The 25,013-nt window shown below is 71.4% G+C and carries 22 protein-coding genes; 14 read left to right on the top strand and 8 right to left on the bottom strand.

What is annotated here, in order from left to right; genetic code table 11:
* The first annotated feature begins 28 nt into the window (after positions 1-28).
* Together ACFYW9_RS02270 and ACFYW9_RS02265 are read left to right on the top strand one after the other, a co-directional pair.
* The gene (locus ACFYW9_RS02270; protein WP_351859541.1) at positions 29-1,009 is read left to right on the top strand and encodes a DUF5937 family protein; all 981 of its coding nucleotides are present in this window, start codon (positions 29-31) and stop codon (positions 1,007-1,009) included.
* 108 nt (positions 1,010-1,117) lie between these two features.
* Complete coding sequence (locus ACFYW9_RS02265; protein WP_389143464.1) at positions 1,118-2,116, top strand: glycoside hydrolase family 6 protein; 999 nt, start codon at positions 1,118-1,120, stop codon at positions 2,114-2,116.
* 27 nt (positions 2,117-2,143) lie between these two features.
* Here ACFYW9_RS02265 and ACFYW9_RS02260 read toward each other — a convergent pair whose 3' ends face one another.
* The 4 genes from ACFYW9_RS02260 to ACFYW9_RS02245 all read right to left on the bottom strand — a co-directional run bounded on the left by ACFYW9_RS02260 (position 2,144) and on the right by ACFYW9_RS02245 (position 6,795).
* Complete coding sequence (locus ACFYW9_RS02260; protein WP_389143461.1) at positions 2,144-4,150, bottom strand: galactose oxidase-like domain-containing protein; 2,007 nt, start codon at positions 4,148-4,150, stop codon at positions 2,144-2,146.
* 3 nt (positions 4,151-4,153) lie between these two features.
* A complete protein-coding gene (locus tag ACFYW9_RS02255; RefSeq protein WP_389143458.1) occupies positions 4,154-5,968 on the bottom strand; it encodes a glycosyltransferase family 2 protein in 1,815 nt (604 codons plus the stop codon).
* 192 nt (positions 5,969-6,160) lie between these two features.
* Positions 6,161-6,454 carry an MTH1187 family thiamine-binding protein gene (locus ACFYW9_RS02250; protein WP_351859534.1) on the bottom strand — a complete coding sequence of 98 codons (294 nt, stop codon included), beginning with the start codon at positions 6,452-6,454 and terminating at the stop codon, positions 6,161-6,163.
* On the bottom strand, positions 6,451-6,795 hold the full coding sequence (locus ACFYW9_RS02245) for a DUF3817 domain-containing protein (protein ID WP_351859532.1): 345 nt from the start codon (positions 6,793-6,795) through the stop codon (positions 6,451-6,453). Before ACFYW9_RS02245 ends, ACFYW9_RS02250 begins: the two co-directional genes overlap by 4 nt.
* A 227-nt stretch (positions 6,796-7,022) precedes the next feature.
* On the opposite strand from ACFYW9_RS02245, the gene ACFYW9_RS02240 reads away from it, so the two are divergent.
* From ACFYW9_RS02240 to ACFYW9_RS02225, 4 genes are all read left to right on the top strand, one after another.
* Complete coding sequence (locus ACFYW9_RS02240) at positions 7,023-7,655, top strand: AIM24 family protein (RefSeq protein WP_351859643.1); 633 nt, start codon at positions 7,023-7,025, stop codon at positions 7,653-7,655.
* A 1-nt stretch (position 7,656) separates the two neighbouring features.
* Positions 7,657-8,307: an AIM24 family protein gene (locus ACFYW9_RS02235; protein ID WP_389143453.1), complete on the top strand. Its 651-nt coding sequence runs from the start codon at positions 7,657-7,659 to the stop codon at positions 8,305-8,307.
* The gene (locus tag ACFYW9_RS02230; protein WP_326785459.1) at positions 8,304-9,104 is read left to right on the top strand and encodes an AIM24 family protein; all 801 of its coding nucleotides are present in this window, start codon (positions 8,304-8,306) and stop codon (positions 9,102-9,104) included. Before ACFYW9_RS02235 ends, ACFYW9_RS02230 begins: the two co-directional genes overlap by 4 nt.
* Positions 9,105-9,208: 104 nt before the next feature.
* Positions 9,209-9,685 carry a MarR family transcriptional regulator gene (locus ACFYW9_RS02225; RefSeq protein ID WP_326785460.1) on the top strand — a complete coding sequence of 159 codons (477 nt, stop codon included), beginning with the start codon at positions 9,209-9,211 and terminating at the stop codon, positions 9,683-9,685.
* Between the two features lie 368 nt (positions 9,686-10,053).
* Here the strand turns inward: ACFYW9_RS02225 and ACFYW9_RS02220 are convergent, their stop codons facing one another.
* The 3 genes from ACFYW9_RS02220 to ACFYW9_RS02210 form a co-directional block, all read right to left on the bottom strand.
* Positions 10,054-10,272 (bottom strand): hypothetical protein, encoded by a 219-nt coding sequence (locus tag ACFYW9_RS02220; protein WP_389143448.1) that lies wholly within the window; start codon positions 10,270-10,272, stop codon positions 10,054-10,056.
* Between the two features lie 375 nt (positions 10,273-10,647).
* Complete coding sequence (gene meaB / locus ACFYW9_RS02215; protein ID WP_328448070.1) at positions 10,648-11,604, bottom strand: methylmalonyl Co-A mutase-associated GTPase MeaB; 957 nt, start codon at positions 11,602-11,604, stop codon at positions 10,648-10,650.
* A gap of 40 nt (positions 11,605-11,644) precedes the next feature.
* Entirely contained in the window at positions 11,645-12,847 is a 1,203-nt protein-coding gene (locus ACFYW9_RS02210; RefSeq protein WP_351859526.1) for an acetyl-CoA C-acetyltransferase, read from the bottom strand.
* 148 nt (positions 12,848-12,995) lie between these two features.
* Between ACFYW9_RS02210 and mce the strand changes: the two genes are divergently transcribed.
* The 5 genes from mce (at position 12,996) to ACFYW9_RS02185 (ending at position 20,572) form a co-directional block, all read left to right on the top strand.
* Positions 12,996-13,436 (top strand): methylmalonyl-CoA epimerase, encoded by a 441-nt coding sequence (gene mce, locus ACFYW9_RS02205; protein WP_351859524.1) that lies wholly within the window; start codon positions 12,996-12,998, stop codon positions 13,434-13,436.
* Positions 13,437-13,679: 243 nt separating this feature from the next.
* Complete coding sequence (scy, locus tag ACFYW9_RS02200; RefSeq protein ID WP_389143442.1) at positions 13,680-17,528, top strand: polarized growth protein Scy; 3,849 nt, start codon at positions 13,680-13,682, stop codon at positions 17,526-17,528.
* Positions 17,529-17,757: 229 nt separating this feature from the next.
* The gene (locus ACFYW9_RS02195; RefSeq protein ID WP_328671456.1) at positions 17,758-18,693 is read left to right on the top strand and encodes a cellulose-binding protein; all 936 of its coding nucleotides are present in this window, start codon (positions 17,758-17,760) and stop codon (positions 18,691-18,693) included.
* A 95-nt stretch (positions 18,694-18,788) separates the two neighbouring features.
* Complete coding sequence (locus ACFYW9_RS02190; RefSeq protein ID WP_389143438.1) at positions 18,789-19,799, top strand: ABC transporter ATP-binding protein; 1,011 nt, start codon at positions 18,789-18,791, stop codon at positions 19,797-19,799.
* 5 nt (positions 19,800-19,804) lie between these two features.
* Positions 19,805-20,572, top strand: coding sequence for an ABC transporter permease (locus tag ACFYW9_RS02185; RefSeq protein WP_389143435.1), 768 nt, complete (start codon positions 19,805-19,807; stop codon positions 20,570-20,572).
* Here the strand turns inward: ACFYW9_RS02185 and ACFYW9_RS02180 are convergent.
* Complete coding sequence (locus tag ACFYW9_RS02180) at positions 20,553-21,497, bottom strand: hypothetical protein (protein WP_389143432.1); 945 nt, start codon at positions 21,495-21,497, stop codon at positions 20,553-20,555. The genes ACFYW9_RS02185 and ACFYW9_RS02180 overlap by 20 nt on opposite strands.
* 271 nt (positions 21,498-21,768) lie before the next feature.
* On the opposite strand from ACFYW9_RS02180, the gene ACFYW9_RS02175 reads away from it, so the two are divergent.
* The 3 genes from ACFYW9_RS02175 to ACFYW9_RS02165 all read left to right on the top strand — a co-directional run bounded on the left by ACFYW9_RS02175 (position 21,769) and on the right by ACFYW9_RS02165 (position 25,012).
* On the top strand, positions 21,769-22,659 hold the full coding sequence (locus tag ACFYW9_RS02175) for a hypothetical protein (RefSeq protein WP_389143429.1): 891 nt from the start codon (positions 21,769-21,771) through the stop codon (positions 22,657-22,659).
* Between the two features lie 227 nt (positions 22,660-22,886).
* On the top strand, positions 22,887-24,158 hold the full coding sequence (locus ACFYW9_RS02170) for an ATP-binding cassette domain-containing protein (RefSeq protein ID WP_389143426.1): 1,272 nt from the start codon (positions 22,887-22,889) through the stop codon (positions 24,156-24,158).
* Positions 24,155-25,012, top strand: a complete 858-nt coding sequence (locus ACFYW9_RS02165) for an ABC transporter permease (RefSeq protein ID WP_389143423.1) — start codon at positions 24,155-24,157, stop codon at positions 25,010-25,012. The genes ACFYW9_RS02170 and ACFYW9_RS02165 overlap by 4 nt, the downstream gene beginning before the upstream one ends.
* Position 25,013 lies beyond the last annotated feature (1 nt).

The raw sequence follows: 25,013 nt of genomic DNA, 5'->3' as shown, positions 1-25,013 counted from the left end.
CCTCAGCCGAATCCTGTGGGGTCGTTTCATGCCGTCGCTGCTGCACTTCGGGGAGGACGACCTCCTCAACTGCCGGTTCGCGGTGTCGCCGCTGTGGGAGACGCAGGAGGCGGTACGCACGCTCAACCGGCCCGCGCGGCACGGCTATCACGCGCACTGGCTGCGCCGTATGCGCGCGGCGGCCGCCGGACTCGACCTCACCCCGCTGTGGCTGCTGATGCCGCAGCGCGGCTACTCCCCCGACTGGCTCGGCCCGCCACCACTGGGCCCCGTGGCGAGCTTCGAGGAGGAGATCGCCGCCATCCGCGCGGCCGACCCGGACGTGGCCCGCGAGGAGAGCGCGCGTTCGCTCGCCGACACCCCCGGCGCCCTGGCCTCGGCGCGCGGCCGGGCCATGCTGGCCGACCCGGCCCGCATGGTGCGCGAACTGACCGGCCTGCTGGAACAGGCCTGGCACACCCTCGTCGAACCGGACTGGCCACGGCTGCGCGCCCTGCTGGAGGCCGACGTCGCCTTCCACTCGCGGCGGCTCGCCGAGGTCGGCCTCGGCGGACTCCTCCCGGAGATCGACCGGCGGTTCGGCTGGCGCTCCCACACCCTGACCGTCGAGGTCGCGGGCCGGCACGAACGGCACCTGGCCGGGCAGGGCCTTGTCCTCATGCCGAGCGTGTTCTCGTGGCCGGACGTGATCAGCGGCTTCGAACCTCCGTGGCAGCCGACGCTCGTCTATCCGGCGCGCGGCATCGGGGGCCTGTGGGCCGAGCCGACGGACCGCACCCCCGATGTGCTCGTACGGCTCCTCGGGCGCGGCCGGGCCGCCGTGCTCACCGCGCTCGACGAACCGGCCGGCACGACCGCGCTCGCGCACCGGCTGCGCCTCGCCCCGTCGTCGGTCTCCGCGCATCTCACCGCCCTGCGCGACGCGGGCCTGCTCGTGTCGCGCCGCTACGGGCACCAGGTGCTGTACGAGCGGACGCCGCTCGGGATCGCGCTGGCCTCGGGCGGCTGACCGCGGGGTGCCCCACCGCGCCATGCCGCTGCCCCGCGTAGACGCCGCCGCGATGCCCCCTTGTGTCACGATTGGTGACCGGTTGTCACCCTCGTACAAGGGAGCAGCATGCCCCGGCTGATCCGCGCCCTCGTGGCGCTCGCGGTGCTCGGGCTCACGGCGGGCTGCGCGCCCTCGCCCGGGACGGGCCGGACCCCGGTCGCCGGTGGCGCCTCGAAGCAGGCGGGCCCCGCCGCCCGCTCGCCCTTCTGGGTCGACCCGCGGGGACCGGCGGCCCGGCAGATCGAGCTGTGGCGCCGGCAGGGCCGTGCCGGGGACGCCGCGCTGCTGAAGCGGATCGCGGACGAGCCCGTCGCCCTGTGGCCGGCCGGCGAGCTCGACCCGGGTCCGGCGGTCCGGTCGGCGACCGCGTCCGCGACCCGCGAGGGGCGGACGGCGCTCTTCGTGGCGTACGACATCCCGCACCGGGACTGCGGCCAGCACTCGGCGGGCGGGGCGGCGGACGCGGACGCCTACCGGCGGTGGATCGGCAGGTTCGCCGACGCCCTCGGCGACGGCCGGGCCCTGGTGATCCTGGAACCGGACGCGGTCGCCCACATCGTGGACGGCTGTACGCCGGGCGAGTACCACGAGGAGCGCGAACGGCTGCTGAGCGAGGCGATCGTCCGGCTGAAGCGCCAGCCGGGCACCACGGTGTACCTGGACGCCGGAAACCCCTCCTGGATCCCCGACCCGGAGAAGCTGGTCGGGCCCCTGGAACGCGCGGGCGTCGCGCACGCCGACGGCTTCTCGCTCAACGTCGCCAACTTCCAGACGGACACGGTCAGCAGGGAGTACGGCGTCCGCCTCTCCGGCAGACTCGGCGGCAAGCACTTCGTCGTCGACACCAGCCGCAACGGCAACGGCCCGCTGGAGGGGGTCTGGTGCAACCCGCCGGGCCGGGCGCTGGGCACCCCGCCGACCACGGCCACCGGCGAGCCCGCCCTCGACGCCTACCTGTGGATCAAACGGCCCGGCGAGTCGGACGGGGAGTGCGGGGGCGGACCGGCGGCCGGCCGGTGGTGGCCGGAGTACGCCCTGGAGCTGACGCGCGGTCCCACCGGCTGACGGCCGCCGACGGCTCCGTGCGCGGCGTCACCCGACGTGGATCCACTTCGCCTCGGACGGCGTGCCCCGCGCGTCGGTCACGAACAGCATGTACCAGCCGGGCGGCACCAGCGCCGGGTCCCTCGGTACGTCCACGGTGACCGAGTCCGCCGTCCTCGTCAGCCCCAGTTCGATCGACCGCTGCTCGACGTCCGTGGTGTGGGTGACGGCGCTCGGCCGCATCAGCCGGGCCTTGACGACCCGTTCCGGGTGGCCGGTGGCGAACGTCGCCCGGTGGTTCGCGTCGAGCTCCTGCGGGCCGGCCCCCAGCACCGGGCGGTTCGCGCGGTTGCGGTGCAGGGCGGGCGGGGTGAAGACCTCCATGCGCTGTTCGAAGTGGCCCAGTTTGGTGTTCCGCTGATCGTCGAAGAGCGGGTCCGAACCGAAGGTGACGACACGGCCGTCGGGCAGGAGCAGTGCCTCGGAGTGGTAGTTGCGGCCCACGCGGGGGGACGCGGCCTCGTGGAAGGCGTTGGTCCGGGGATCGTAGAACTGCGCCTTGAGGATGTTGCTGGCGCCGCGGCCGCGGTAGTCCCGGGAGCCGTTCGTGGTGAACACGGTGTCGTCCGGCATGATCACGCTGTTCAGATAGCGCGTGCCCTGGGGAAGGTCGGGGCCGTCCTCGAAGGCCGGGCTGTCCTTCTTGAGGTCGACGACGGCGGTGCGGGCGGTGGACTTCCTGGACTCGCCGACGCCTCCGCCGCCGAGGATCATCACCTTCTGCTCCTGAGCGGGCGGGAGCAGGACCGACGCGGAGGTCTCCGTCCGGTCCGCGTCCCGCAGGCCGGGGACCTTCTGGAAGGTGTCGGTCCGCGGGTCCCACAGGCCCGGATCGCGGCCCTGGCCGGCGGGTCCGTACCCGGCGTTGGAGGCCGGGTAGAAGAGTTTGCCGCCCTTGGTGAGGAAGAGGGCCGGGTAGGTGGGGAAGTAGCGGTGGGGCCCGGGGCTCCACCGCTTCGTCACCGGGTCGTAGATCTCGGTGTCGCCCGGGTCGACGACCCCGACGTCGTCGAGCCCGGAGACGGCGAGGACGCGTCCGTCGTCCAGCCCCACGAGGGTCGGGTACCAGCGGGCCTTGTCCATCGGGTCGACGGGGATGTACCGCTCGGCCCTCGGGTCGAACTCGTAGGCGGCCCTGATGCCCTGGAAGTCCTGCTTGTCCAGGGTGATCTTCTCCGAGAGGCCGTAGGTGTTGTAGGCGTCCTCGCCGCGCAGGCCGACGATCTCGTACTGGGCCTGCCGGTCGGTGACCGAGCCCGGTCCCTTCTCCCGCGCCTCCACGAAGACGCGGGCCTCTCCGGCGGTGACCTCGGTCCTCCAGGGCTGCATGGCGCCGTTGCGGTCATAGGTGATGATCTGGTTCCGCTTCGCCCTGGGGACCGTCACGTCGACCCTGCTGACGTAGTCGACGCCGGCGGGCGAGCGGAAGACCGTGCCCTTCTTGAGGACGACGGCCTTGTCGGGGTTCTCGTTCTTCACGCGCATGCCGCCGCCGGCCCGGACGACCTCGCCGTCCAGCTTCTCGTAGCGGGCGGTGCCCCCTGCCACGAGCAGCCTGCCGTCGGGGAGCTGGGCGTGTCCGGAGCAGAAGAAGTCGTCCGGTGTGGGGATCTTCTTGAAGGTGTCCGTCCTCGGATCCCACAGGACCGTGTCGAAGGACCCCTGGTCGAACTTCTTCTGCTCGTTGCCCGAGCCGGCGACGATGAGCACCTTCCCGGTGTGCAGCAGGGCCGCGTGGATCGCGTTGGTGCGGTACTCCGCGGGGATCTCGACGCTGCTCCAGGAGCCGTACTTCGCCGTGTAGGAGGGCCGGGAGATCTTGTACTCGTGGTACGTCTCACCGGCGAAGCCGAGCGCGGCCGGGGCGTTGAGCCCCGCGAGGACGGCGAGGCCCGTGATGCCGATCAGCGTCTTCCTCGTCTTCTTCGCCTTCTTCGCCTTCTTCGTCTCCGTCTTCGTCGTCTTCGTCGTCTTCTTCGAGGGCCGGTGGGCCATGGACTAGGTGCCTCCTGTCGTGGAGCCGGTGACCGTGACGGGGGTGGCCGCCGGCGATTCCCGGCTGTCGGGAACACGGACGGGAGCGGGCGCCACGAGCCGGGTCCCGCGCTCCCCGGCGAGGGTGCGGATCCAGACCGCGACCGGGGCGAGGGAGATCCCCATGGCCAGCAGCGCCCAGACCCGCATGGCCGCGTGGGTGTGGCCGAGGACGGCCGAGGCGCCGAGCGAGACGGCGAGCAGCGCGGCCCAGCCGAGATGGACACGGAAGGTCCCCAGCCGGTCGGGGCTCGCGTCGTGGCCCTTCGGGGTGACGACGAAACGGCTGGGGCGCCGGACGACCGCCTCGGTCAGCGCCTTCAGATAGATGGGGGCCGACAGCGCCGACATCGCCATGCCGGCCAGGCCGCCGGATCCCTCGGGTTCGTGCGGTGAGACGTTGTGCCGCCGGTTCCACAGGTACAGACAGATCTGGAGGGCGGCGGCGTCGCTGTAGAGCATCAGCCACATGGACGCGGTGACCTGCGTCCCGGATGCCCCGAACCACAGGAACAGGAAGCAGCTGACGATGCCCAGAAGCCAGTTGACGGCGGTCATCGGGTAGTAGAGGAGCATCAGCGTGTACGACAGGAGCCGGCCGGGCGGCATGGTGGCCAGCGCCTTCCCGTACTGCTTGATCAGGGTCTCGTAGGTGCCGCGCGACCAGCGCATCTGCTGGGTGAAGAAGTCGGTCCAGGAGGAGGGCCCCTCACCGACGGCGAGCACGTCCGGCGTGTAGACGGACCGCCAGTGCCGGCCCGTCCGGGGGTTGCGGTGCCGGTGCAGTTCGAACCCGGTGGCCATGTCCTCGGTGATGGAGTCGTACAGCCCGCCGATCTGTTTGAGGGCCGCGATCCGGACGACGTTGTTGGTGCCGACGAACATGGGCGAGCCGTAGCGGTTGCCGGCGCGCTGGATGAGGGCGTGGAAGAGGAACTGCTGGGACTCGGCGGCCTTGGTGACGGGGTTCTCGTAGTTCCCGTACACCTGGGGGCCGACGACGAACGCGACGTCGGGGTCCCGGAAGTAGCCCATCATGCGCTCGAGGAATCCGGGCAGCGGGACGTGGTCGGTGTCGACGGAGGCGAAGAAGTCGTACGCGTGCCCGTACAGGGCGAGCCACGCGTTGTAGTTGCCGTGTTTGGTACGGGCCTTGTGGCTTCCCTCGGGGCGGTTCCACTCGGGCACGCCCGACCGGGTGAAGTGCCGGACGCCGAGCTCGGCGCACAGGGCTCTGGCCTGCTCGTCGTCGCCCTCGTCGAGCAGCCAGACGTCGAGGGGGCCGCAGTGGGTGAGCCGGACCGCGCCTTCGAGGGTGGCGCGGACCGTGGCGAGGGGTTCCTTTCCCGGGACGTAGGTGGTGAGGAAGGCGACCCGGGTGCCCTGCGCGGGAAGGACGGGTACGGGGTCGCGGGCGACCAGCGTCGCGTGGGCGATGCTCATGACGTTGACGACCATGAAGAGTTCGATCAGGCCGATGACGACGAGCATCGTGGTGTCGAGGGCGTTCCGCCACGGCTCGCCGTCTTCGCGTCGCACCCAGTGGGTGGGCCACACGAGGTAGACGAGGAGCGCGCCGGTGAGGACCGGGGCGAGGGTCGTCAGCAGGATGGCGCCTATTCGGCGCGGCTCGCGCGACAGGAGCTTGGTGTACTGCACCCGGTAGCCGGTGCCGGACGGCCGGGTCAGGGGTCCGGCGAGCCGGCTGTGGGTGTCGTAGTCGTAGCCCGCGGGCCGCACATCGCCCTCCCGTGGTTCGACGAGTCCCGTGATCGTCATGGCTGGTATCCACACATAAGTGGAGTTTCCGTGCCATGTCGAACGGTGCGGGTCCGAAGGGGTACGGGGGCGTGCGGGCGGGTGGTCTTTCGTCCCTGAGGTTCCGTCACCTCCGTCCCGGTCGTCGTGCGGGCACGAAAGAACCCCGGTCCGAGGGACCGGGGTTCCGGGTACGGGGGCCGCGCCCCGGGATCACTCCGACAGGTGTCGCTCCACCGTCTCCACCTTCGAGGTGAGGCCGTCCGTCACGCCGGGACGGATGTCCGCCTTGAGGACGACCGAGACGCGGGGCGCGCGGGCTTCGACGGCGGCGACGGCGCGCTTGACGACGGCCATCACCTCGTCCCACTCGCCTTCGACCGAGGTGAACATCGCGTCGGTGCGGTTGGGCAGCCCCGACTCGCGGACGACACGGACGGCGTCGGCGACGTACTCCCCCACGTCCTCGCCGACGCCGAGCGGTGTCACGGAGAAGGCGACGATCATGCCTTCACGGCCCCTTCCGAGAACGCGCGGGAGGCGACGACCGCGTCCTCGGCCTCGCGCTTGAGCTTGCGCTCGGCGAAGAAGCCGCCGGTGGGCAGCACCGACAGGACGAAGTAGAGGACGCCGGTGCCGGTGCTCCACCGGGCGCGGTTCCAGGCGTCCGCCCAGAAGATCACGTACAGGACGAAGAGGGCACCGTGGACCGCGCCCATGACGGGCACGGCGTTGAAGTCCGTGGTCCGCTTCAGCACCGAGCAGACGAGCAGCAGCAGGAAGGAGACGGCCTCGGGGGCCGAGACCAGTCGGAGCCGGCGGAGTGCGGTGGCGGTCTTCATGTCCACGGGTCACCTTCGGTGGGATTCGCTGTCGGGGGGAACGCTGACCTTGTGAACGCAAGCACAAGCGTCCCGGACATTGTGGCATCCGGCGGGCGGGCTCCCGGGCCCGGGGGCCCCGACGACACCGGGCGATACCGGACGGCACACCCCCTAGGGGGCGGATCAGGGACAGGATCCACCCGTGGGCTCTGTCCGCCGTCCCGCGCTGCGGCTACCTTCACACCGTGGCGATGTTTCGACTTCAGGGCAGCAAGGTGCTCGCCGTCGACATGACCGGGGACGCCGTGAAAGCGAAGAACGGCTCCATGGTCGCGTACGACGGCCAGATGGCCTTCAAGAAGCTCAGCGGGGGCGGTGAGGGGCTCCGGGGAATGGTGACCCGGCGCCTCACCGGCGAGCAGATGACGGTGATGGAGGTGAAGGGGCACGGCACCTGCTGGTTCGCCGACCGGGCCTCGGAGATCAACCTGGTGACCCTTCAGGGGGACAAGCTGTACGTGGAGTCGAGCAATCTGCTCGCCACGGACACGGGTCTGCGCACGGGCACCACGTTCACGGGGCTGCGCGGCGCCTCGCAGGGCAACGGTCTGTTCACGACGACCGTCGAGGGCCACGGCCAGGCGGCGATCACGTCGGACGGGCCGGCGGTGGTGCTGCGGGTCAGTTCCCAGTACCCGCTGACGGTCGATCCGGGCGCGTACATCGCGCACCAGGGCAACGTGCGGCAGTCGCTGCAGTCCGGTGTGACGTTCCGCACGCTGATCGGCGAGGGCGGCGGCGAGGCGTTCCAGATGCGCTTCGAGGGCGACGGGCTGGTCTACGTCCAGCCCAGTGAGCGCAACACGATCGCGGGGGATGTGTGAGATGGCGTTCCGCGAGGTGAACTCGAAGGTCGTCGAGGCGACGGTGGTGCCGGGGCAGCGGCTGTTCAGTCAGCGTGGCGCGATGCTCGCCTACAAGGGCGAGGTGTCGTTCACCCCCAACATCCAGGGCGGGCAGGGCGGGGTGATGTCCATGATCGGCCGCCGCCTGGCCAACGAGGCGACTCCCCTCATGACCGTGGAGGGTTCGGGCACGGTCCTCTTCGGGCACGGCGGCCACCATGTCCAGGTGATCGGCCTCACGGGGGACACGCTGTACGTCGAGGCGGACCGGCTGCTGGCCTTCGACGGGACGCTCCAGCAGGGCACGATGTTCCTGGGCTCGCAGGGCGGCGTCATGGGCATGGTGCGGGGCCAGGTGACGGGTCAGGGGCTCTTCACGACCACGCTCAAGGGCCACGGGGCGGTGGCCGTCATGGCGCACGGCGGTGTCTTCGAGGTCCCGATCACCCCGCAGCGCGCGGTGCACGTCGACCCGCAGGCGTACGTGGCGCACCACGGCGACGTGCGCAACAAGCTGTCCACGGCGCTGGGCTGGCGCGACATGGTGGGACGCGGTTCGGGCGAGGCGTTCCAGCTGGAGCTGAGCGGCAGCGGTTCGGTGTACGTCCAGGCCTCGGAGGAGAAGCTGTGAGCGGGTACGGAACCCCCGGCGGTCCGGTGATCCACGATCCGATGTCGCTGCCGGTCGACGACAACGTCAACAACTACACCTTCTGCGTGGAGCTCAAGGGGAGCCAGTGGTTCCTGCAGAAGGGCAAGATGATCGCCTACTACGGATCGATGGAGTTCAACGGCATCGGGCACGGCCGGCTTGACCGACTTGTCCGTACGTCGTTCCATTCGCCACTGCACGCGAGCGACTGGGTCGTGGCGCAGGGCTCGGGCAAGATGCTGCTCGCCGACCGGGCCTTCGACGTGAATTCGTACGACCTCGACGACGGCAACCTGACCATTCGCTCCGGCAACTTGCTCGCTTTTCAGCCAAGTCTCGCGCTCAAGCAGTCGATCGTGCCGGGCTTTCTGACACTGATCGGAACCGGCAAGTTCGTGGCCGCGTCCAACGGTCCGGTGGTGTTCATGGAACCCCCGATCCGGGTGGACCCGCAGGCCCTCGTCGGATGGGCGGACTGCCCCTCCCCCTGCCACCACTACGACCATGCGTACATGACGGGCGTGATGGGCGGTCTACGTGCGATGACGGGCCTCGGAGGGGCCTCCGGCGAGGAGCACCAGTTCGAGTTCGTGGGGGCGGGCACGGTGCTGCTCCAGTCCACCGAGATCCTGATGGCCGAGCAGGCCACGGGGGCGGTCCCGCAGCAGGCTGGGGTGCCCGGAGCGGGAGGGGTGCCCGGTCAGCACGGGGGGCAAGCCGGCGCACCGCGCCTTCCCGGACAGCTGGGAGACCTCCAGCGTCGCTTCGGGCTGTGAGCGGTAGTCTGCGGAGTGTGACGTCGAACGCGCGTCGAACACGTGCGCACGGTCACACAACCCCTCACTAGTTCGCATTTCAACATTTTAGGTAGACTTCATTTATGGAGACCGAGACGGCCACGCGCTGGCTGACCGATGCGGAGCAGTGCGCCTGGCGCACCCACCTGGAGGTCAACAGGCTGTTGACGTACCAGCTTGAGAGGGACCTTCAGCCGTTCGGGCTGACCATGAACGACTACGAGATCCTGGTGAACCTCTCCGAGTCGGAGGGCGTGCGCATGCGGATGAGCGATCTGGCGTCCGCCACCCTCCAGTCCAAGAGCCGGCTCTCGCACCAGATCACGCGCATGGAGAACGCGGATCTGGTGCGCCGGGAGAACTGCGAGTCCGACCGGCGAGGGCTGTACGCGGTCCTCACCCAGCACGGCATGGAGACGATGCAGAAGGTCTCGCCTCATCATGTGGCGTCCGTGCGGCGGCACTTCATCGACCTGCTGTCACCCGAGGCGCTCGAGGACCTGCACAAGTCCCTGCGCCCGATCGCCGAACACCTGCTGGGACAGCGCGGCAAGCCGTAGGACTCGGGCGGGCAGTCGCGCGCCGTCCGCCTCGGCGGGGCGCGCGACCCCGCCCGCACAGTGCCCCGCGTCCGCGTCCGGACGCGGGGTCCGTGCGTTCCGCGCACAGACCAGGGGCCGCCGCCATCGCCGCCGCCCCCGAGACCGCGAAGCACAGCCCCAGCGGCACCCGGAGCGCAATCAGGCGCCCGCACCGGCAGCGTCCCCTGAACTCCCGGCGTTCACCGCGGTGTCGACCCAGACGCCGACCTGGGGGCGGAAGCCGGGCGGGGCGGCCGCGCCGGCCGTCGGACAAGGCGCCGTCAGGGCCGGGGCGACGAGGAAACCGGCGCGGGCGACGGTCGCGGTCAGCGCCCCGAGGCCAGGGGCTAGCCCTGCGGCGAGCAGCGTGAGGCCCAGCACGCCGGCCGACAGCGGCAGCCGTACGCCGGGGCCGTACGCCGGTCGACCGTGCCGTTCGGCAGGCCGCCGAGCGCGCTGCCCGGCGACAGCGCGGCGAGCACCCGGGCCACCCCGTCCGCACGGTGGTGACCCACGCCCGGCGCCACGACGACGGGCGCGGCCTCCGGAGCTCGTCCCGCCTGCACACCCGTGCCTGGCGCCGCGCCCGTGCCTGGCGCCGCGCCCGTGCGTGGCGCCGGTGCTCCGAGGCGCCCCACGGGGCACCGGCGCGAAGCCGGCGCCTGTCCGGGCGCTCGCTCCGCGAGCGCACCCGCCCGTGTCATCGCACCCCGGGACGGATCACGAGTGCTCCGCCCCGGTGGGCGGTGCGGCGTGGCGTCGTCTCCGGACGGTTCCCGCGAGGGTCCGGGCGCACCGTGCCGTGCCGCTCCCGCGAGGGTCGGCGCACCGTGCCGCGCGGGTGCGCGCCGCATTGTGCCGGGGCGCGTCGAGCCGGCCCGGCACGGGAGGGTGCGGGTCGGCTCGGAGCGTGTGCCCGGTCTCGCGCGGGCCGGGCCGGTTCAGCTCTCCGTCAGGCCCTGGATCAGGGTGTCGGCGGCTTCGTAGGGGTCCAGTTCGCCCGCGACGATGCGCTCGGCGAGGGCGCTGAGACGGCGGTCGCCGTGGAGGTCGCCGATCCGCCGGCGCAGCGCGGTGACGGCGATCGTCTCGACCTCCTGGGACGCCCGGGCGAGCCGGCGCTCGGCCAGGACGCCGCGCTCCTCCATCCACGCCCGGTGCTTCTCCAGGGCCTCGACGACCTCGTCGATGCCCTCGGCGCGCGCGGCCACGGTCTTGACGATCGGCGGGCGCCAGTCCCCCGGGCCCCGGGACTCGCCGAGGCTGAGCATGTGGTTGAGCTCGCGGGCGGTGGCGTCGGCGCCGTCGCGGTCGGCCTTGTTGACGACGTACACGTCGCCGATCTCCAGGATTCCCGCCTTGGCGGCCTGGATGCCGTCGCCCATGCCGGGGGCGAGGAGGACGACGGAGGTGTCGGCCTGGGAGGCGATCTCCACCTCCGACTGGCCGACGCCCACCGTCTCCACCAGGATCACGTCGCAGCCCGCCGCGTCCAGGACACGGATGGCCTGGGGGGCCGACCAGGCCAGTCCGCCCAGGTGGCCGCGCGTCGCCATCGAGCGGATGTAGACGCCCGGGTCCGAGGCGTGGTCGGACATCCGGACGCGGTCGCCGAGCAGCGCGCCGCCGGAGAACGGCGAGGACGGGTCGACGGCCAGTACGCCGACCCGCTTGCCCTGCCGGCGGTAGGCCGTCACCAGCGCCGACGTCGACGTCGACTTGCCGACGCCGGGCGAGCCGGTGAGCCCCACCACGTACGCGTTGCCGGTGAGCGGGGCCAGCGCGGCCATGACCTCACGGAGCTGCGGTGCCGCTCCCTCCACGAGGGAGATCAGCCGGGCCACCGCCCGCGGCCGTCCTTCCCTGGCCTGGGTCACCAGCGAGGAGACGTCCTGCATCACAGCTCCGTTCACGAGGGGTCGGTCGTTCGAACGAGGGTCAGGCCTTGGCCACCCGCACGATCAGGGCGTCGCCCTGACCGCCGCCGCCGCACAGGGCGGCCGCGCCCACACCGCCGCCGCGCCGCTTCAGTTCGAGGGCCAGGTGCAGCACGAGACGGGCGCCGGACATGCCGATCGGGTGGCCGAGGGCGATGGCGCCGCCGTTGACGTTCACCTTTTCCGTGGACACGCCGAGGTCCTTCATTGACTGGACCGCGACGGCCGCGAAGGCCTCGTTGATCTCGATCAGGTCGAGGTCCTCGACCTCCAGGCCCTCCTTCTTCAGGGCGTGCAGGATCGCGTTCGAGGGCTGCGACTGGAGGGAGTTGTCCGGGCCCGCCACGTTGCCGTGGGCGCCGATCTCCGCGATCCAGTCCAGACCGAGCTCCAGCGCCTTGGCCTTGCTCATCACGACCACGGCGGCCGCGCCGTCCGAGATCTGGGAGGCGCTGCCGGCGGTGATGGTGCCGTCCTTGGCGAAGGCGGGACGCAGCTTGCCGAGCGACTCGGCGGTCGTCTCGGCGCGGATGCCCTCGTCCTTGCTGAAGACGACGGGCTCGCCCTTGCGCTGCGGGATCTCGATCGGTGTGATCTCCGCCTCGAAGATACCGTTCTTCTGGGCGGTGGCCGCGCGCTGGTGCGAGAGGGCGGCGATCTCGTCCTGCACCGGACGCTGGATCCCGAGACGGGTGTTGTGCTTCTCCGTCGACTCGCCCATGGCGATGTTCTCGAAGGCGTCCGTCAGACCGTCGTGGGCCATGGCGTCGAGCATCTCGATGGCACCGTACTTGTAGCCCTCGCGGGACTTCGGGAGCAGGTGCGGGGCGTTCGTCATGGACTCCTGGCCGCCGGCGACCACGATGTCGAACTCGCCGGCGCGGATCAGCTGGTCCGCCAGGGCGATGGCGTCGAGGCCGGAGAGGCACACCTTGTTGATGGTGAGCGCCGGGACGTTCATGGGGATGCCCGCCTTGACGGCGGCCTGGCGTGCCGGGATCTGCCCTGCCCCGGCCTGGAGCACCTGGCCCATGATCACGTACTGCACCTGGTCGCCGCCGATGCCCGCACGGTCGAGGGCGGCCTTGATCGCGAAGCCACCGAGGTCGGCCCCGGAGAAGGACTTCAGCGAGCCCAGCAGCCGTCCCATGGGCGTTCGGGCGCCCGCGACGATCACCGAGGTGTTGCTGTTCGTTCCAGACATGAGGTGCGATCCCCTTACCGGCTTGCACAGCCGAGGAGTGAACGAGGGTTTACTGAGAATGTACTGAGCGGTAGGCCACCCGTCATCCGGCCCGCAGTGTGATCGCGCGCACGTTGCGTAACCACGCCAGGAGCGCTGCACTGACTCCATGCTGACGCGAATCGACCACATCGGGATCGCCTGTTTCGACCTCGACGCCACTGTCGAGTTCTACCGTGCGACGTACGGCTTCGAAGTCTTCCACTCCGAGATCAATGAGGAGCAGGGCGTCCGCGAGGCCATGCTCAAGATCAACGAGACGTCCGACGGCGGCGCCTCCTACCTCCAGCTGCTGGAACCCACCCGCGAGGACTCCGCCGTGGGCAAGTGGCTGGCCAAGAACGGCGAGGGCGTGCACCACATCGCCTTCGGCACCGCGGACGTCGACGGTGACGCCGCCGACATCCGCTCCAAGGGCGTCCGGGTGCTCTACGACGAGCCCCGGACCGGGTCCATGGGGTCCCGGATCACGTTCCTGCACCCCAAGGATTGCCACGGAGTACTGACAGAACTGGTCACTTCGGCGGCGGTTGAGTCACCTGAGCACTGACCTCCGTATATCTGGGCCGGTAGGGTTGGGGTCGGCCGTCGCCTTTCACGGGGGACGGCCGTGGTCCTGGCGCCTTCCGGCGAGCGGGACCAAGGGCCGGGGTCCAGGTTTCGGGGGGCGAGCGTCGGGGCAGCAGCCCGTGCTCAGCCGTTGATCTGACACCATTCCCCGGGGGCCCCGTTCGGCGGAAGAACGGTGCTCGTTCGGAATTACTTGCGACCAGGGGACGGATGGGACCGCGCAGTGCGGGGCTACGAACGCCAGGAGCGAGAGCCGGCGGCTGACGTCGACCACCTCTCTCGGTTCGAGGCCGAGATGGAACGGCTGAAGACCGAGCGGGAGAAGGCCGTCCAGCACGCCGAGGACCGCGGCTATCAGGTCGAGGTGCTGCGCGCCAAGCTGCACGAGGCGCGCCGCAGTCTGGCGACCCGTCCTGCCTACGACGGGGCCGACATCGGCTATCAGGCCGAGCAGATGCTCCGCAATGCCCAGATGCAGGCCGACCAGCTGCGCGTCGACGCCGAGCGGGAGATCAGCCAGGCACGGGCGCAGACCCAGCGTCTCCTCCAGGAGCACGCCGAGCACTCGGCCCGGCTCCAGGCGGAGCTGCACCAGGAGGCCGTCACCCGGCGTCAGCAGCTCGACCAGGAGCTGGCGGAACGCCGCCAGACCGTCGAGTCGCACGTCAACGAGAACGTGGCGTGGGCGGAACAGCTCCGCGCCCGCTCCGAGTCCCAGGCCCGCCGTCTGCTGGACGAGTCGCGTGCCGAGGCCGAGCAGGCGCTCGCCGCGGCCCGCGCCGAGGCCGAGCGGGTCGCCGCCGAGGCGCGCCAGCGGCTCACCACCGACGCCGAGGCGGCCCGCGCGGAGGCCGAGGCGCTGCTGCGCCGTGCCCGCACGGACGCCGAGCGGCTGCTGAACGCCGCCTCGACGCAGGCCCAGGAGGCCACCGACCACGCCGAGCAGCTGCGCAGCTCCACGGCGAACGAGTCGGACAACGCCCGCCGCCAGGCCACCGAGCTGAGCCGGGCCGCCGAGCAGCGGATGAGCGCCGCCGAGACGGCGCTGCGCGAGGCGCAGGCCGAGGCGGACAAGGTCCTGAACGAGGCCAAGGAAGCCGCCGCGAAGACGATCGCGAGCGCCGAGTCGGTCAACGAACAGCGCACCCGGACGGCGAAGGAGCAGGTCGCCCGGCTGGTCAGCGAGGCCAGCCAGGAGGCCGAGACCACCAAGTCCGAGGCCGAGCAGATCGTCGCGGACGCCCGCAGCAAGGCCGAGACGATCGTCGCGGAGGCCGAGGAGAGCGCGCGCAGCCTCACCGCCGAGGAGACCGCCTCCCAGCTCGCCAAGGCGGCCCGGACCGCCGAGGACGTGCTGAACAAGGCGTCCGAGGAGGCCAAGCGGACCACGAAGGCGGCGTCCGAGGAGGCCGAGCGGATCCGCACCGAGGCGGAGACCGAGGCCGACCGGCTGCGCGCCGAGGCGCACGACATCGCCGAGCAGCTCAAGGGCACGGCGAAGGACGACACCAAGGAGTACCGCGCCAAGACGGTCGAGCTCCAGGAGGAGGCGCGGCGGCTGCGCGGGGACGCGGAGCAGCTGCGTTCGGACGCGGTCGCCGAGGGTGAGCGCATCCGCGCCGAGGCCCGGCGCGAGGCCGTCCAGCAGATCGAGGAGGGCGCGCGGACCGCCGAGGAGGTGCTCGCCAAGGCGAAGGCGGACGCGGACGAGCTGCGCCAGGCCGCCACGGCGGACAGCGAGAAGGTCCGCACCGAGGCCATCGAGCGCGCCACGACGCTGCGCCGGCAGGCCGAGGAGACGCTGGAGCGCACCCGCGCGGAGGCCGAGCGGAACCGCGCGGACGCCGTCGAGCAGGCCGAGACGATCGCGGCCGACGCGGAGCGGGCCGCCGAGCGGCAGCGCGAGGAGACCGAGCGGGCCATAGAGGCACGCCAGGCCGAGGCCGCCGAGGGGCTGACCCGGCTGCACACGGAGACCGAGGAGCGTCTGGCCGCCGCCGAGCAGGCGCTGACCGACGCGCGCGCGGAGGCCGAGCGGATCCGCCGCGAGGCCTCCGAGGAGATCGACCGGCTGCGTTCGGAGTCCGCCGAGCGGATCCGTACGCTCCAGGCCCAGGCCGAGACGGAGGCCGACCGGCTGCGCGACGAGGCGGCGGCGGACGCGTCGGCGTCCCGTGCCGAGGGCGAGTCCATCGCCGTACGGCTGCGTTCGGACGCCGCGGCGGAGGCCGAGCGGCTCAAGTCGGAGGCACAGGACAGCGCCGACCGGGTGCGCGGCGAGGCACAGGCCGCGGCCGAGCGCCTGGCCGCCGAGGGTGCCGAGACGCTGGCCGCCGCCCAGGAGGAGGCCGCCCGGCGCCGCCGCGAGGCCGAGGAGACCCTCGGTTCGGCGCGCCAGGAGGCCGACCAGGAGCGCGAGCGGGCCCGCGAGCAGAGCGAGGAACTGCTGGCTTCCGCGCGCAAGCGCGTCGAGGAGGCGCAGGCCGAGGCCGTACGTCTCGTCGAGGAGGCCGACCGGCGCGCGACCGAGATGGTCTCCAACGCCGAGCAGACCGCGCAGCAGGTGCGGGAGTCGGTGGCGGGGCTGCACGAGCAGGCCCAGGAGGAGATCACCGGGCTCCGCTCGGCCGCCGAGCACGCGGCGGACCGTACGCGGACCGAGGCGCAGGAGGAGGCGGACCGGGTCCGCGCCGACGCGTACGCCGAGCGCGAGCGGGCCTCCGAGGACGCGGCACGGCTGCGGCGCGAGGCGAACGAGGAGAGGGAGGCCGCGGGCGCGCTCGCGGAGCGCACCGTCGCGGAGGCGATCGCCGAGGCGGAGCGGATGCGTTCGGACGCCTCCGACCACGCCCAGCGGGTGCGCACCGAGGTGTCGGACGCCATCGCGAACGCCGACCAGGACGCCGCGCGCACCCGTGCGGACGCCCGGGAGGACGCGAACCGGATCCGTTCGGACGCGGCCGCGCAGGTGGACACGCTCATCACCGAGGCGACGGCGGAGGCCGAGCGGCTCGGGACCGAGACCGCGGCCGAGGCCGAGCGGGTACGCGCCGAGGCCGTGGCCAAGGCAGAGAAGCTCATCTCGGACGCGACCGGTGACGCGGAACGGCTGCGCGCCGAGGCCTCCGAGGCGGTCGGTTCCGCCCAGCAGCACTCCGAGCGGATCCGCACCGAGGCCGAGCGCTTCAAGGTACGGGCGACCGAGGAGGGCGAGCGGCGTACGGCGGCGGCGCGCGAGGAGTCCGAGCGCCTGCTGGACGAGGCACGCCAGGAGGCCAACAAGAAGCGCTCCGAGGCGGCCGAGCAGGTCGACACGCTCATCACCGAGACGGCGTCCGAGGCGGACAAGCTGCTCTCGGAGGCGCAGCAGAGCGCGCAGAAGATGACGGCGGACGCCGAGTCGCAGGCCGACACGATGGTCGGTGTGGCGCGTGGCGAGGCCGAGCGGCTCGTCTCGGAGGCGACCGTCGAGGGCAACACCCGCGTGGAGCGGGCCCGTGCGGACGCGGACGAGCTGCTGATCGGCGCGCGCCGGGACGCCACGGCGATCCGGGAACGCGCCGAGGAGCTGCGCGACCGCGTCACGTCCGAGATCGAGGATCTGCACGAGCGGGCGCGCCGCGAGTCGTCCGAGGCGATGAAGAACGCGGGCGACCGGTGCGACGCGCTCATCAAGGCCGCCGAGGACCAGCTCGCCGAGGCCGAGGCGAAGGCCAAGGACCTGGTGGCGGAGGCGAACTCCGAGGCGAGCAAGGTCCGGATCGCCGCCGTGCGCAAGGCCGAGGGGCTCCTCAAGGAGGCCGAGCAGAAGAAGTCCTCGCTCGTCACCGAGGCGGAGAAGATCAGGTCCGAGGCCATTCAGGAGGCGAAGGCCGCCGTCGAGGAGGGCAAGCGCGACCTGGAGGTCCTGGTCCGCCGGCGTGAGGACATCAACACGGAGATCTCCCGTGTCCAGGATGTCCTGGAGGCGTTGGAGTCCTTCGAGGCTCCTACGGCCGGCAAGGACGGTGGGGTGAAGGCGGGTGCGGCCGCGGGAGCGGCACGGTCGGGTGGCAAGGCGTCGGAGAGCTAGGCCCCGACAGGCAACGGTCGGTCGGGGGGCAGGCGCCGGAGAGCTGGACGGAAGCGCGGATTACGTGCTTAGTAGGACGTTTGTCACAGGTTCTGGCAAGCCTTCCGGCGGTCGGCCACCCAAAAGGGGTGTCATTCTCCAGATCAAACACGTATCCGCTCGATGACACACCGCATTGCCCCCTAGGATTCCACCTATCACCTCACCGGTCTCATTCGACAGGAACCCCATGAGCGACACTTCCCCCTACGGCTTCGAGCTTGTGCGGCGTGGATACGACCGCGCTCAGGTGGACGAACGCATCTCGAAGCTCGTCTCCGACCGTGACAGCGCTCTGGCCCGTATCACCGCCCTTGAAAAGCGCATCGAGGAACTCCATCTCGAAACGCAGAACGCCCAGGCGCAGGTGAGCGACGCCGAGCCGTCGTACGCCGGTCTCGGCGCACGCGTCGAGAAGATCCTCCGCCTCGCCGAGGAGGAGGCCAAGGACCTGCGCGAGGAGGCCCGTCGCGCGTCCGAGCAGCACCGCGAGCTCGCCGAGTCGGCGGCTCAGCAGGTGCGCAACGACGCCGAGTCGTTCGCCGCGGACCGCAAGTCCAAGGCGGAGGACGAGGGCGTCCGGATCGTCGAGAAGGCCAAGAGCGACGCCTCTCAGCTGCGCTCCGACGCGCAGAAGGACGCCGCGTCCAAGCGTGAGGAGGCGGACGCCCTCTTCGAGGAGACCCGCGCCAAGGCCGCCCAGGCCGCCGCCGATTTCGAGACGAACCTCGCCAAGCGCCGCGAGCAGTCCGAGCGCGACCTGGCCTCGCGTCAGGCCAAGGCCGAGAAGCGCCTCGCGGAGATCGAGCACCGCGCGGAGCAGCTCCGCCTGGAGGCCGAGAAGCTGCGCACGGACGCCGAGCGCCGCGCCCGCCAGACGGTGGAGACGGCTCAGCGCCAGGCCGAGGACATCGTGGCCGACGCCAACGCCAAGGCCGACCGGATCCGTTCGGAATCCGAGCGCGAGCTGGCCGCCCTCACCAACCGCCGCGACTCGATCAACGCGCAGCTCACGAACGTCCGCGAGATGCTCGCGACGCTCACGGGCGCCGCGGTGGCCGCCGCCACCGGCCCGGCGGAGGACGAGCCGATCTCCCGCGGGGTTCCGGCACAGCAGTCCCGGTAACCGCACGGCACGACACCAGGGCCCGCTCCCTCTGCCGAGGGCGCGGGCCTTGTCGTCGGGTGGCAGGCCCCCGGGGGCCGTCTTAGCGTGGCCGCATGATCGAGCTCGAGGGGCTGACGAAGCGGTACGGCGAGAAGGTGGCGGTCAACAACCTCACCTTCACCGTCAGACCGGGCATCGTGACCGGCTTCCTCGGTCCCAACGGCGCCGGGAAGTCCACGACGATGCGGATGATGCTCGGGCTCGACCGTCCCACGGCCGGCGACGTACGGATCGACGGACAGCACTACGACCGGCTCAAGGACCCTCTGAAGTACATCGGCGCCCTGCTGGACGCCCAGGCCATGCACGGCGGCCGCAGCGCCTTCAACCATCTGCTGTGCCTCGCCCAGAGCAACGGCATCCCGAGGGCGCGGGTGCACGAAGTCCTCGACACCGTCGGCCTCACCGCGGTCGCGCGGAAGAAGGCGAAGGGGTTCTCGCTGGGCATGGGCCAGCGGCTCGGCATCGCGGGCGCGCTGCTGGGCGACCCGCGGATCCTGATGTTCGACGAGCCGGTCAACGGTCTCGACCCCGAGGGCATCCACTGGATCCGCAACCTGATGAAATCCCTCGCGTCCCAGGGCCGTACGGTCTTCGTCTCCTCCCACCTCATGAGCGAGATGGCGCTGACCGCCGACCACCTCGTCGTCATCGGCCAGGGCAGGCTGCTCGCCGACACCTCGATGGCGGACTTCATCCGGCAGAACTCGCGCAGTTACGTCCGTGTCCGCTCCCCGCAGCGCGAGCGGCTGCTGGACGTGCTGAGGAGCGCGGGGATCACCGTCTTCCAGACGGGCGGCGGGGCGCTGGAGGTGGACGACGGGAAACCGGAGCACATCGGGGAACTGGCCGCGCAGCACCAGCTCGTGCTGCACGAGCTGAGCCCTCAGCAGGCTTCGCTGGAGGAGGCGTTCATGCGGCTGACCGCGGAGTCGGTCGAGTACCACGCGCACACGGACACTCCGGGACAGGAGCTCGCGTCGAGCCCGCCGGGCACGCCTCCCGCCCCCGCTCCCGCTCCTGGCCCTGGCCCGCAGTGGGGCAGCGACTGGAAGAAGGGCTGAGCGGGATGGCGGCGACCCAGGTCCTCAGGTCCGAGTGGACCAAGATCCGTTCCGTGTCGTCCACGGTGTGGACGCTGAGCCTCGCGGCGGTCGTCACGATCGCGCTGGGCCTGCTCATCTCGCTCCTCTCCAAGAACGAGTTCGACAACATGAGCCGGCAGGACCGGCTCACCTTCGACCCGACGTTCATCAGTTTCGCGGGCATGACCCTCGGCCAGCTCGCGATGATCGTGTTCGGGGTGCTCGTCGTCGGCAACGAGTACAGCACCGGCATGATCCGCACCTCGCTCTCGGCGGTCCCCCAGCGCGGCACCTTCCTGTTCAGCAAGGTCGCGGTGGCGGCCGGCCTCGCCCTGGTCGTCGGGATGATCACCAGCTTCATCACGTTCTTCGTGGGCCAGGCGGCGCTCGGCACGCACAGGACGTCGATCGGTGATCCGGGGGTGCTGCGCGCGGTGATCGGCGGGGGGCTCTACATGACGCTCATCGCCGTCTTCTCGATGGGTGTCGCGGCGATGCTGCGCTCTCCGATGCTCTCGCTCGGCATCCTGATGCCGTTCTTCTTCCTGATCTCCAACATCCTGGGCGCGGTCTCCGCGACCAAGAAGGTCGGCCGCTACCTCCCCGACCAGGCCGGCAGCAGGATCCTGCGGGTGGTGACCCCCGTCGACGACACCCCCTACGGCCCCTGGGGCGGCCTCGGCATCATGGTGCTGTGGGTGGCCGTGGCCCTGGCCGGCGGCTACGTCCTGCTCAAGAGACGGGACGCGTAGGACGTCCGGGCGGCTCGTCACCGTCCGCGCCGGGGTGGGTCAGTCCGTCGAAGTCGGACCACCCCTCCCACTGCCACACGTCCTTGTCGAGGTCCGGCTGGAGCGGCACGAAACGGCCGAGTTCGAAGTCCCCGGCCTCCAGGTCGAACCAGCGCTCGTCGGCGACCTCGGTGCCGAGTCCGACGGTCCGTGCGGTCAGCCGGACGAGCAGCTTCACCCCGGACGAGCGGGACAGGTCCTTGCCCTGGATCCGGCGGAACGGCAGTTCGGCCACCGGCGCCTCGACCGGTATCCAGACCGTGAAGGGGGCCCCTCGTTCGACCGCGAGCCAGCTCCGCTCGTCGGCCGGCTCGCCCTGCGCGTCCAGGACCTTCAGCCACTGCTTGTAGATGACGAGACTGCCGTCGTGCGGGGAGTCCTCCAGGTAGCGCAGATGGGCGCGGGCCCGCAGGTCCACGACCGACAGGTTGTCGAAACGGTTGTAGAAGCGGACGGCGATGATGGCGTCGTCGCTGTCCGCGTGGCGCCGCGAGTAGCCCGGGAAGTCGGCGGTCCAGGCGTGCGAGACGCTGGCCCGCCGCCGCCAGACGAAGGGCCGCAGCGCGAACAGCTTGATGAGGGCGATGCCGAGCAGCACCGCCGGCACCAGCGCTCCGGTCACGGAGGCGAGCGTGGCGAGCAGCTGGTGGGCGGTGCTGTCCGGTTCGGGGTCGAGGCTGTCGGTGCCGACGCAGGCCCGCAGCACCCCCAGGCTGAGGTCGAGCAGCCGCTCCCCGTCCGAGAACCGTTCCGTCATCGAGCGCGGCGAGTCCTCGGTCAGCGTCCACGCCGCCGCCACGACGACCGAGAGCGCGGCCAGCGCGCCCAGAGTCATCAGCAGCAGCGCGTGGACGGTGCGTCCCGCGATCCACCAGCGAACGGACATGCGATAGCGCGGATGCGCCGGTCCCCGCCCCGATCGTCCCACTCGCCCCAGCCCCTGCCTCATGAGCCTCAACTCGCTTCCCCCGCAACCGATTTCGCCCCGACCCATACGATAGGGGCGACATGATTCCCGGTGCCGGTTCAGGCCAACCGCGTCCATCCGGGGAGACCGGGGCCCACGACGGGTACACATCGGATGAAGGCCCAGGTTCATCTCGCGTGAAAGGCTGTGGCCACACACGCGCGCGACACCACCCCCGGAGGGCGTCACCGTGACGACGAAGGACCGAAGCCTCGAGGCGCTGGGCCTGAGCGACGTGCCCGCGCAGAAGCCCCTGACGTATCCCGGCCGGCCCACCACCGAGCCGTCCCTGCTGACCGGCGGCGAGCTGCTCCAGCTCGACGTACGGCCGCTGCGGCTCGGCGAGTGGTACGTGGAGGAGCGCCAGGCGCAGCAGCGGCTGGACGAGGCCCTCGCCGACCTGGGGCAGGTGGGCACCGGGCTGCGCCACCCGGTCATCGCCGTCGGTTCGAACGCCTCTCCCGGGCAGGTCTCCCACAAGCTGACCCGGCTGGGCATCCCGGCGGCGGTGCCGATGGTTCCGGTGCGGGTGCGTGGAATCGGCGTGGGCTGCTCGGGACACATCAGTCCGGCGGGTTACGTGGCCGGGACGCCGTACGTGGACCGTGGCGCCGAGACGACACTCGTGGTGACCTGGCTGGACTCGACGCAGCTCAAGGCCGTCGACGACACCGAGTTCCCCGACTACCGGCGGGCGATACTCCCCGGCGACGCGTTCACGATGACGATGCCCTCCGGGGAACGGCTGGGCGGCGCGTACATCTACTTCAGCGCGCACGGTGTGCTCGCCGAGCCGGAGACCGGACGGCCCCGCGCGGGCGGGGGTGACCAGTCCGAGCTGCTCGCGGCCCTGCTGGCCGGCTCCGAGCGCCTGCGCGGCCTGCTCGGGCCCGACCCCGCGACCTGGGTGCGCCGTGCGGGAGCCGACCCGTCGCTGCGCGAGGCGGGCACGCTGATCTTCGGCGAGGAGGGCTGGGTACTGCCGCAGACCGACTTCCTGCCCTACCTCGACGAATCGGCCGAGCTGCGGCTGTACGACGATCTTCCGCCGCTGGACGATTCCCTGCCGGGGCGCGTCTGAGATTTTCCCGCCGCCGGGCCGGCGCGCATTCTCTTTTCCCGTCCCACCAGGAAAGACGAGTACCTGACAGAACGGCCGTACGAAATCTCGCCCTCTCCTGGATCTTTCACCAGACGATGGGCGGGACTTTACCTGCCCTTGAGTGGAACCGCCGGCGCCCGGATATCCTCCTAACCCTTACGGGGGCGTGCGCCCCGACGTCCTGAACCTTTCGATGGGTGCGGAGAATGATCGAGGCAGTCGGCCTGACGAAGCGCTACGGCGCCAAGACAGCCGTGTACAACCTTTCCTTCCAGGTCCGGCCGGGTGCCGTCACCGGGTTCCTCGGGCCCAACGGCTCGGGCAAGTCGACGACGATGCGCATGATCCTCGGCCTCGACAACCCGACCTCCGGGCAGGTGACGATCGGCGGCTTCCCTTACCGCAGGCTGCCGAACGCGCCCCGCCAGGTCGGCGCGCTCCTCGACGCCAAGGCCGTCCACGGCGGCCGGAGCGCCCGCAACCACCTGCTGAGCCTGGCCCAGCTCTCGGGCATCCCGGCCCGCCGCGTGGACGAGGTGCTCGGCGTCGTCGGTCTCCAGGACGTGGCCCGAAAGCGCTCCAAGGGCTTCTCGCTCGGTATGGGCCAGCGCCTCGGCATCGCCGCCGCGCTCCTCGGCGACCCCCAGGTGCTGCTCTTCGACGAGCCGGTCAACGGCCTCGACCCCGAGGGCATCCTCTGGGTGCGCAACCTGATGAAGTCCCTCGCCGCGGAGGGCCGTACGGTCTTCGTCTCCTCGCACCTCATGAGCGAGATGGCGCTGACCGCCGACCACCTCATCGTGATCGGCCGCGGCCAGCTCCTCGCCGACCAGAGCATCAAGGAGTTCATCTCCCACAACTCGGCCGACTTCGCCCGGGTGCGCACCCCCGACACCGAGCCGCAGCAGCGCGAGAAGCTGACCGCCGCGCTGACCGAGGCCGGCGGCCAGGTGCTGCCCGAGCAGGACGGCGCGCTGCGCGTCACCGGACTGCCGCTCCCCCGGATCAGCGACCTCGCGCACTCCGCCGACGTCCGCCTGTGGGAGCTGTCGCCGCACCAGGCCTCGCTGGAGGAGGCGTACATGCGGATGACGCAGGGCGCCGTCGACTACCGCTCGACCGTCGACCAGAAGGCCGGGCTCCAGCAGCAGCTGCCGCCGGGCGCCATGCCGCCGCCGCAGATGCCGGTGGCGGGCCAGGGCCAGCCCGGCTGGTACGCGCCACTGCCGCCCCAGCAGGGCGGGCAGCCCTTCGCCATGCCGCAGACCGGGCCCTACGGCGCCCCCGCGGCCCCCGGCACGGGCGCTCCGGGCCCGTACGGCGCTCCGGCGGCCCCCGGCGCCACGGACGTCAACCCGTACGCCCAGGGCCCCGCGAGCCCGCCCGCCGCCGCGCCCGCTCCGGCGCCCGCGCCCGAGTCCGCACCCACGACCGCGCCCGCCGCCGCCGACCTGACCAAGCCCGAGGACGCCCGATGAGCACGCCCCAGCCCCCGATGCCGCAGCAGGCCGCCGCTGCCCCCGACTGGCAGGCGGCGCCCGGCAGTTCGTACACCTCCCCGATCCCCGTCACCCGCACCCACCTCGGGCACGCGCTCAACTCCGAGTGGACGAAGATCAAGTCGGTGCGCTCCACGATGTGGACGCTCGGGATCTTCCTGCTCCTGGTGGTCGGCATCGGCTTCCTGGTCGCCGTACAGACCACGAACGAGGACTTCGGCGACGTGCCGTACACGATCCCGGCGTTCTTCGGCCTGATGCTCGGACAGATCTGCCTGATCACGCTGGGCGTGCTGGTGGTCTCCTCCGAGTACGGCACGGGCATGATCCGTACGACGTTCACGGCCTCGCCGCAGCGTCACCGGGTGCTCGCCGCCAAGCTGGTCATCTTCTTCGCGGTGGCGTTCGGCGTCTCGGCGTTCGCGATCGGGCTCGTCGGCCTGTTCACCGAGGGGATGCACGGCGACGCCTCCGGCGAAGCCTCCGAGATCGCCTGGGGCGGCACCGTCGTGATGGGCGCGCTGTACGTCTCCCTGCTCGGCGTGCTCGCGCTCGCGGTGGGCTCGATGCTGCGTCACTCGGCGGGCGCGATCACCACGATGCTCGGTGTCGTGCTCCTGCCCGCGATCATGCCCGCGTTCCTGATGATGTCCGAGAGCATGCGCACGATCGGCGAGAAGATGCAGGAGTACAACGCCCCGAACGCCCTCGCCCATGTCTTCCGGCTCGACTCGGAGAACGGCACCGGCGGTGCGCAGCTCGGTCTGCTCGCCGGGGTGACGGCGGCGGCGGTCGTCGGCGCCTTCGTCCTCCTGGAGCGCCGGGACGTGTGAC

Source organism: Streptomyces sp. NPDC002698 (assembly GCF_042888945.1).
Classification (GTDB): domain Bacteria; phylum Actinomycetota; class Actinomycetes; order Streptomycetales; family Streptomycetaceae; genus Streptomyces.
The sequence above is the reverse complement of the archived record's forward strand: the minus strand, read 5'-3'. Positions and strand labels throughout refer to the sequence as shown.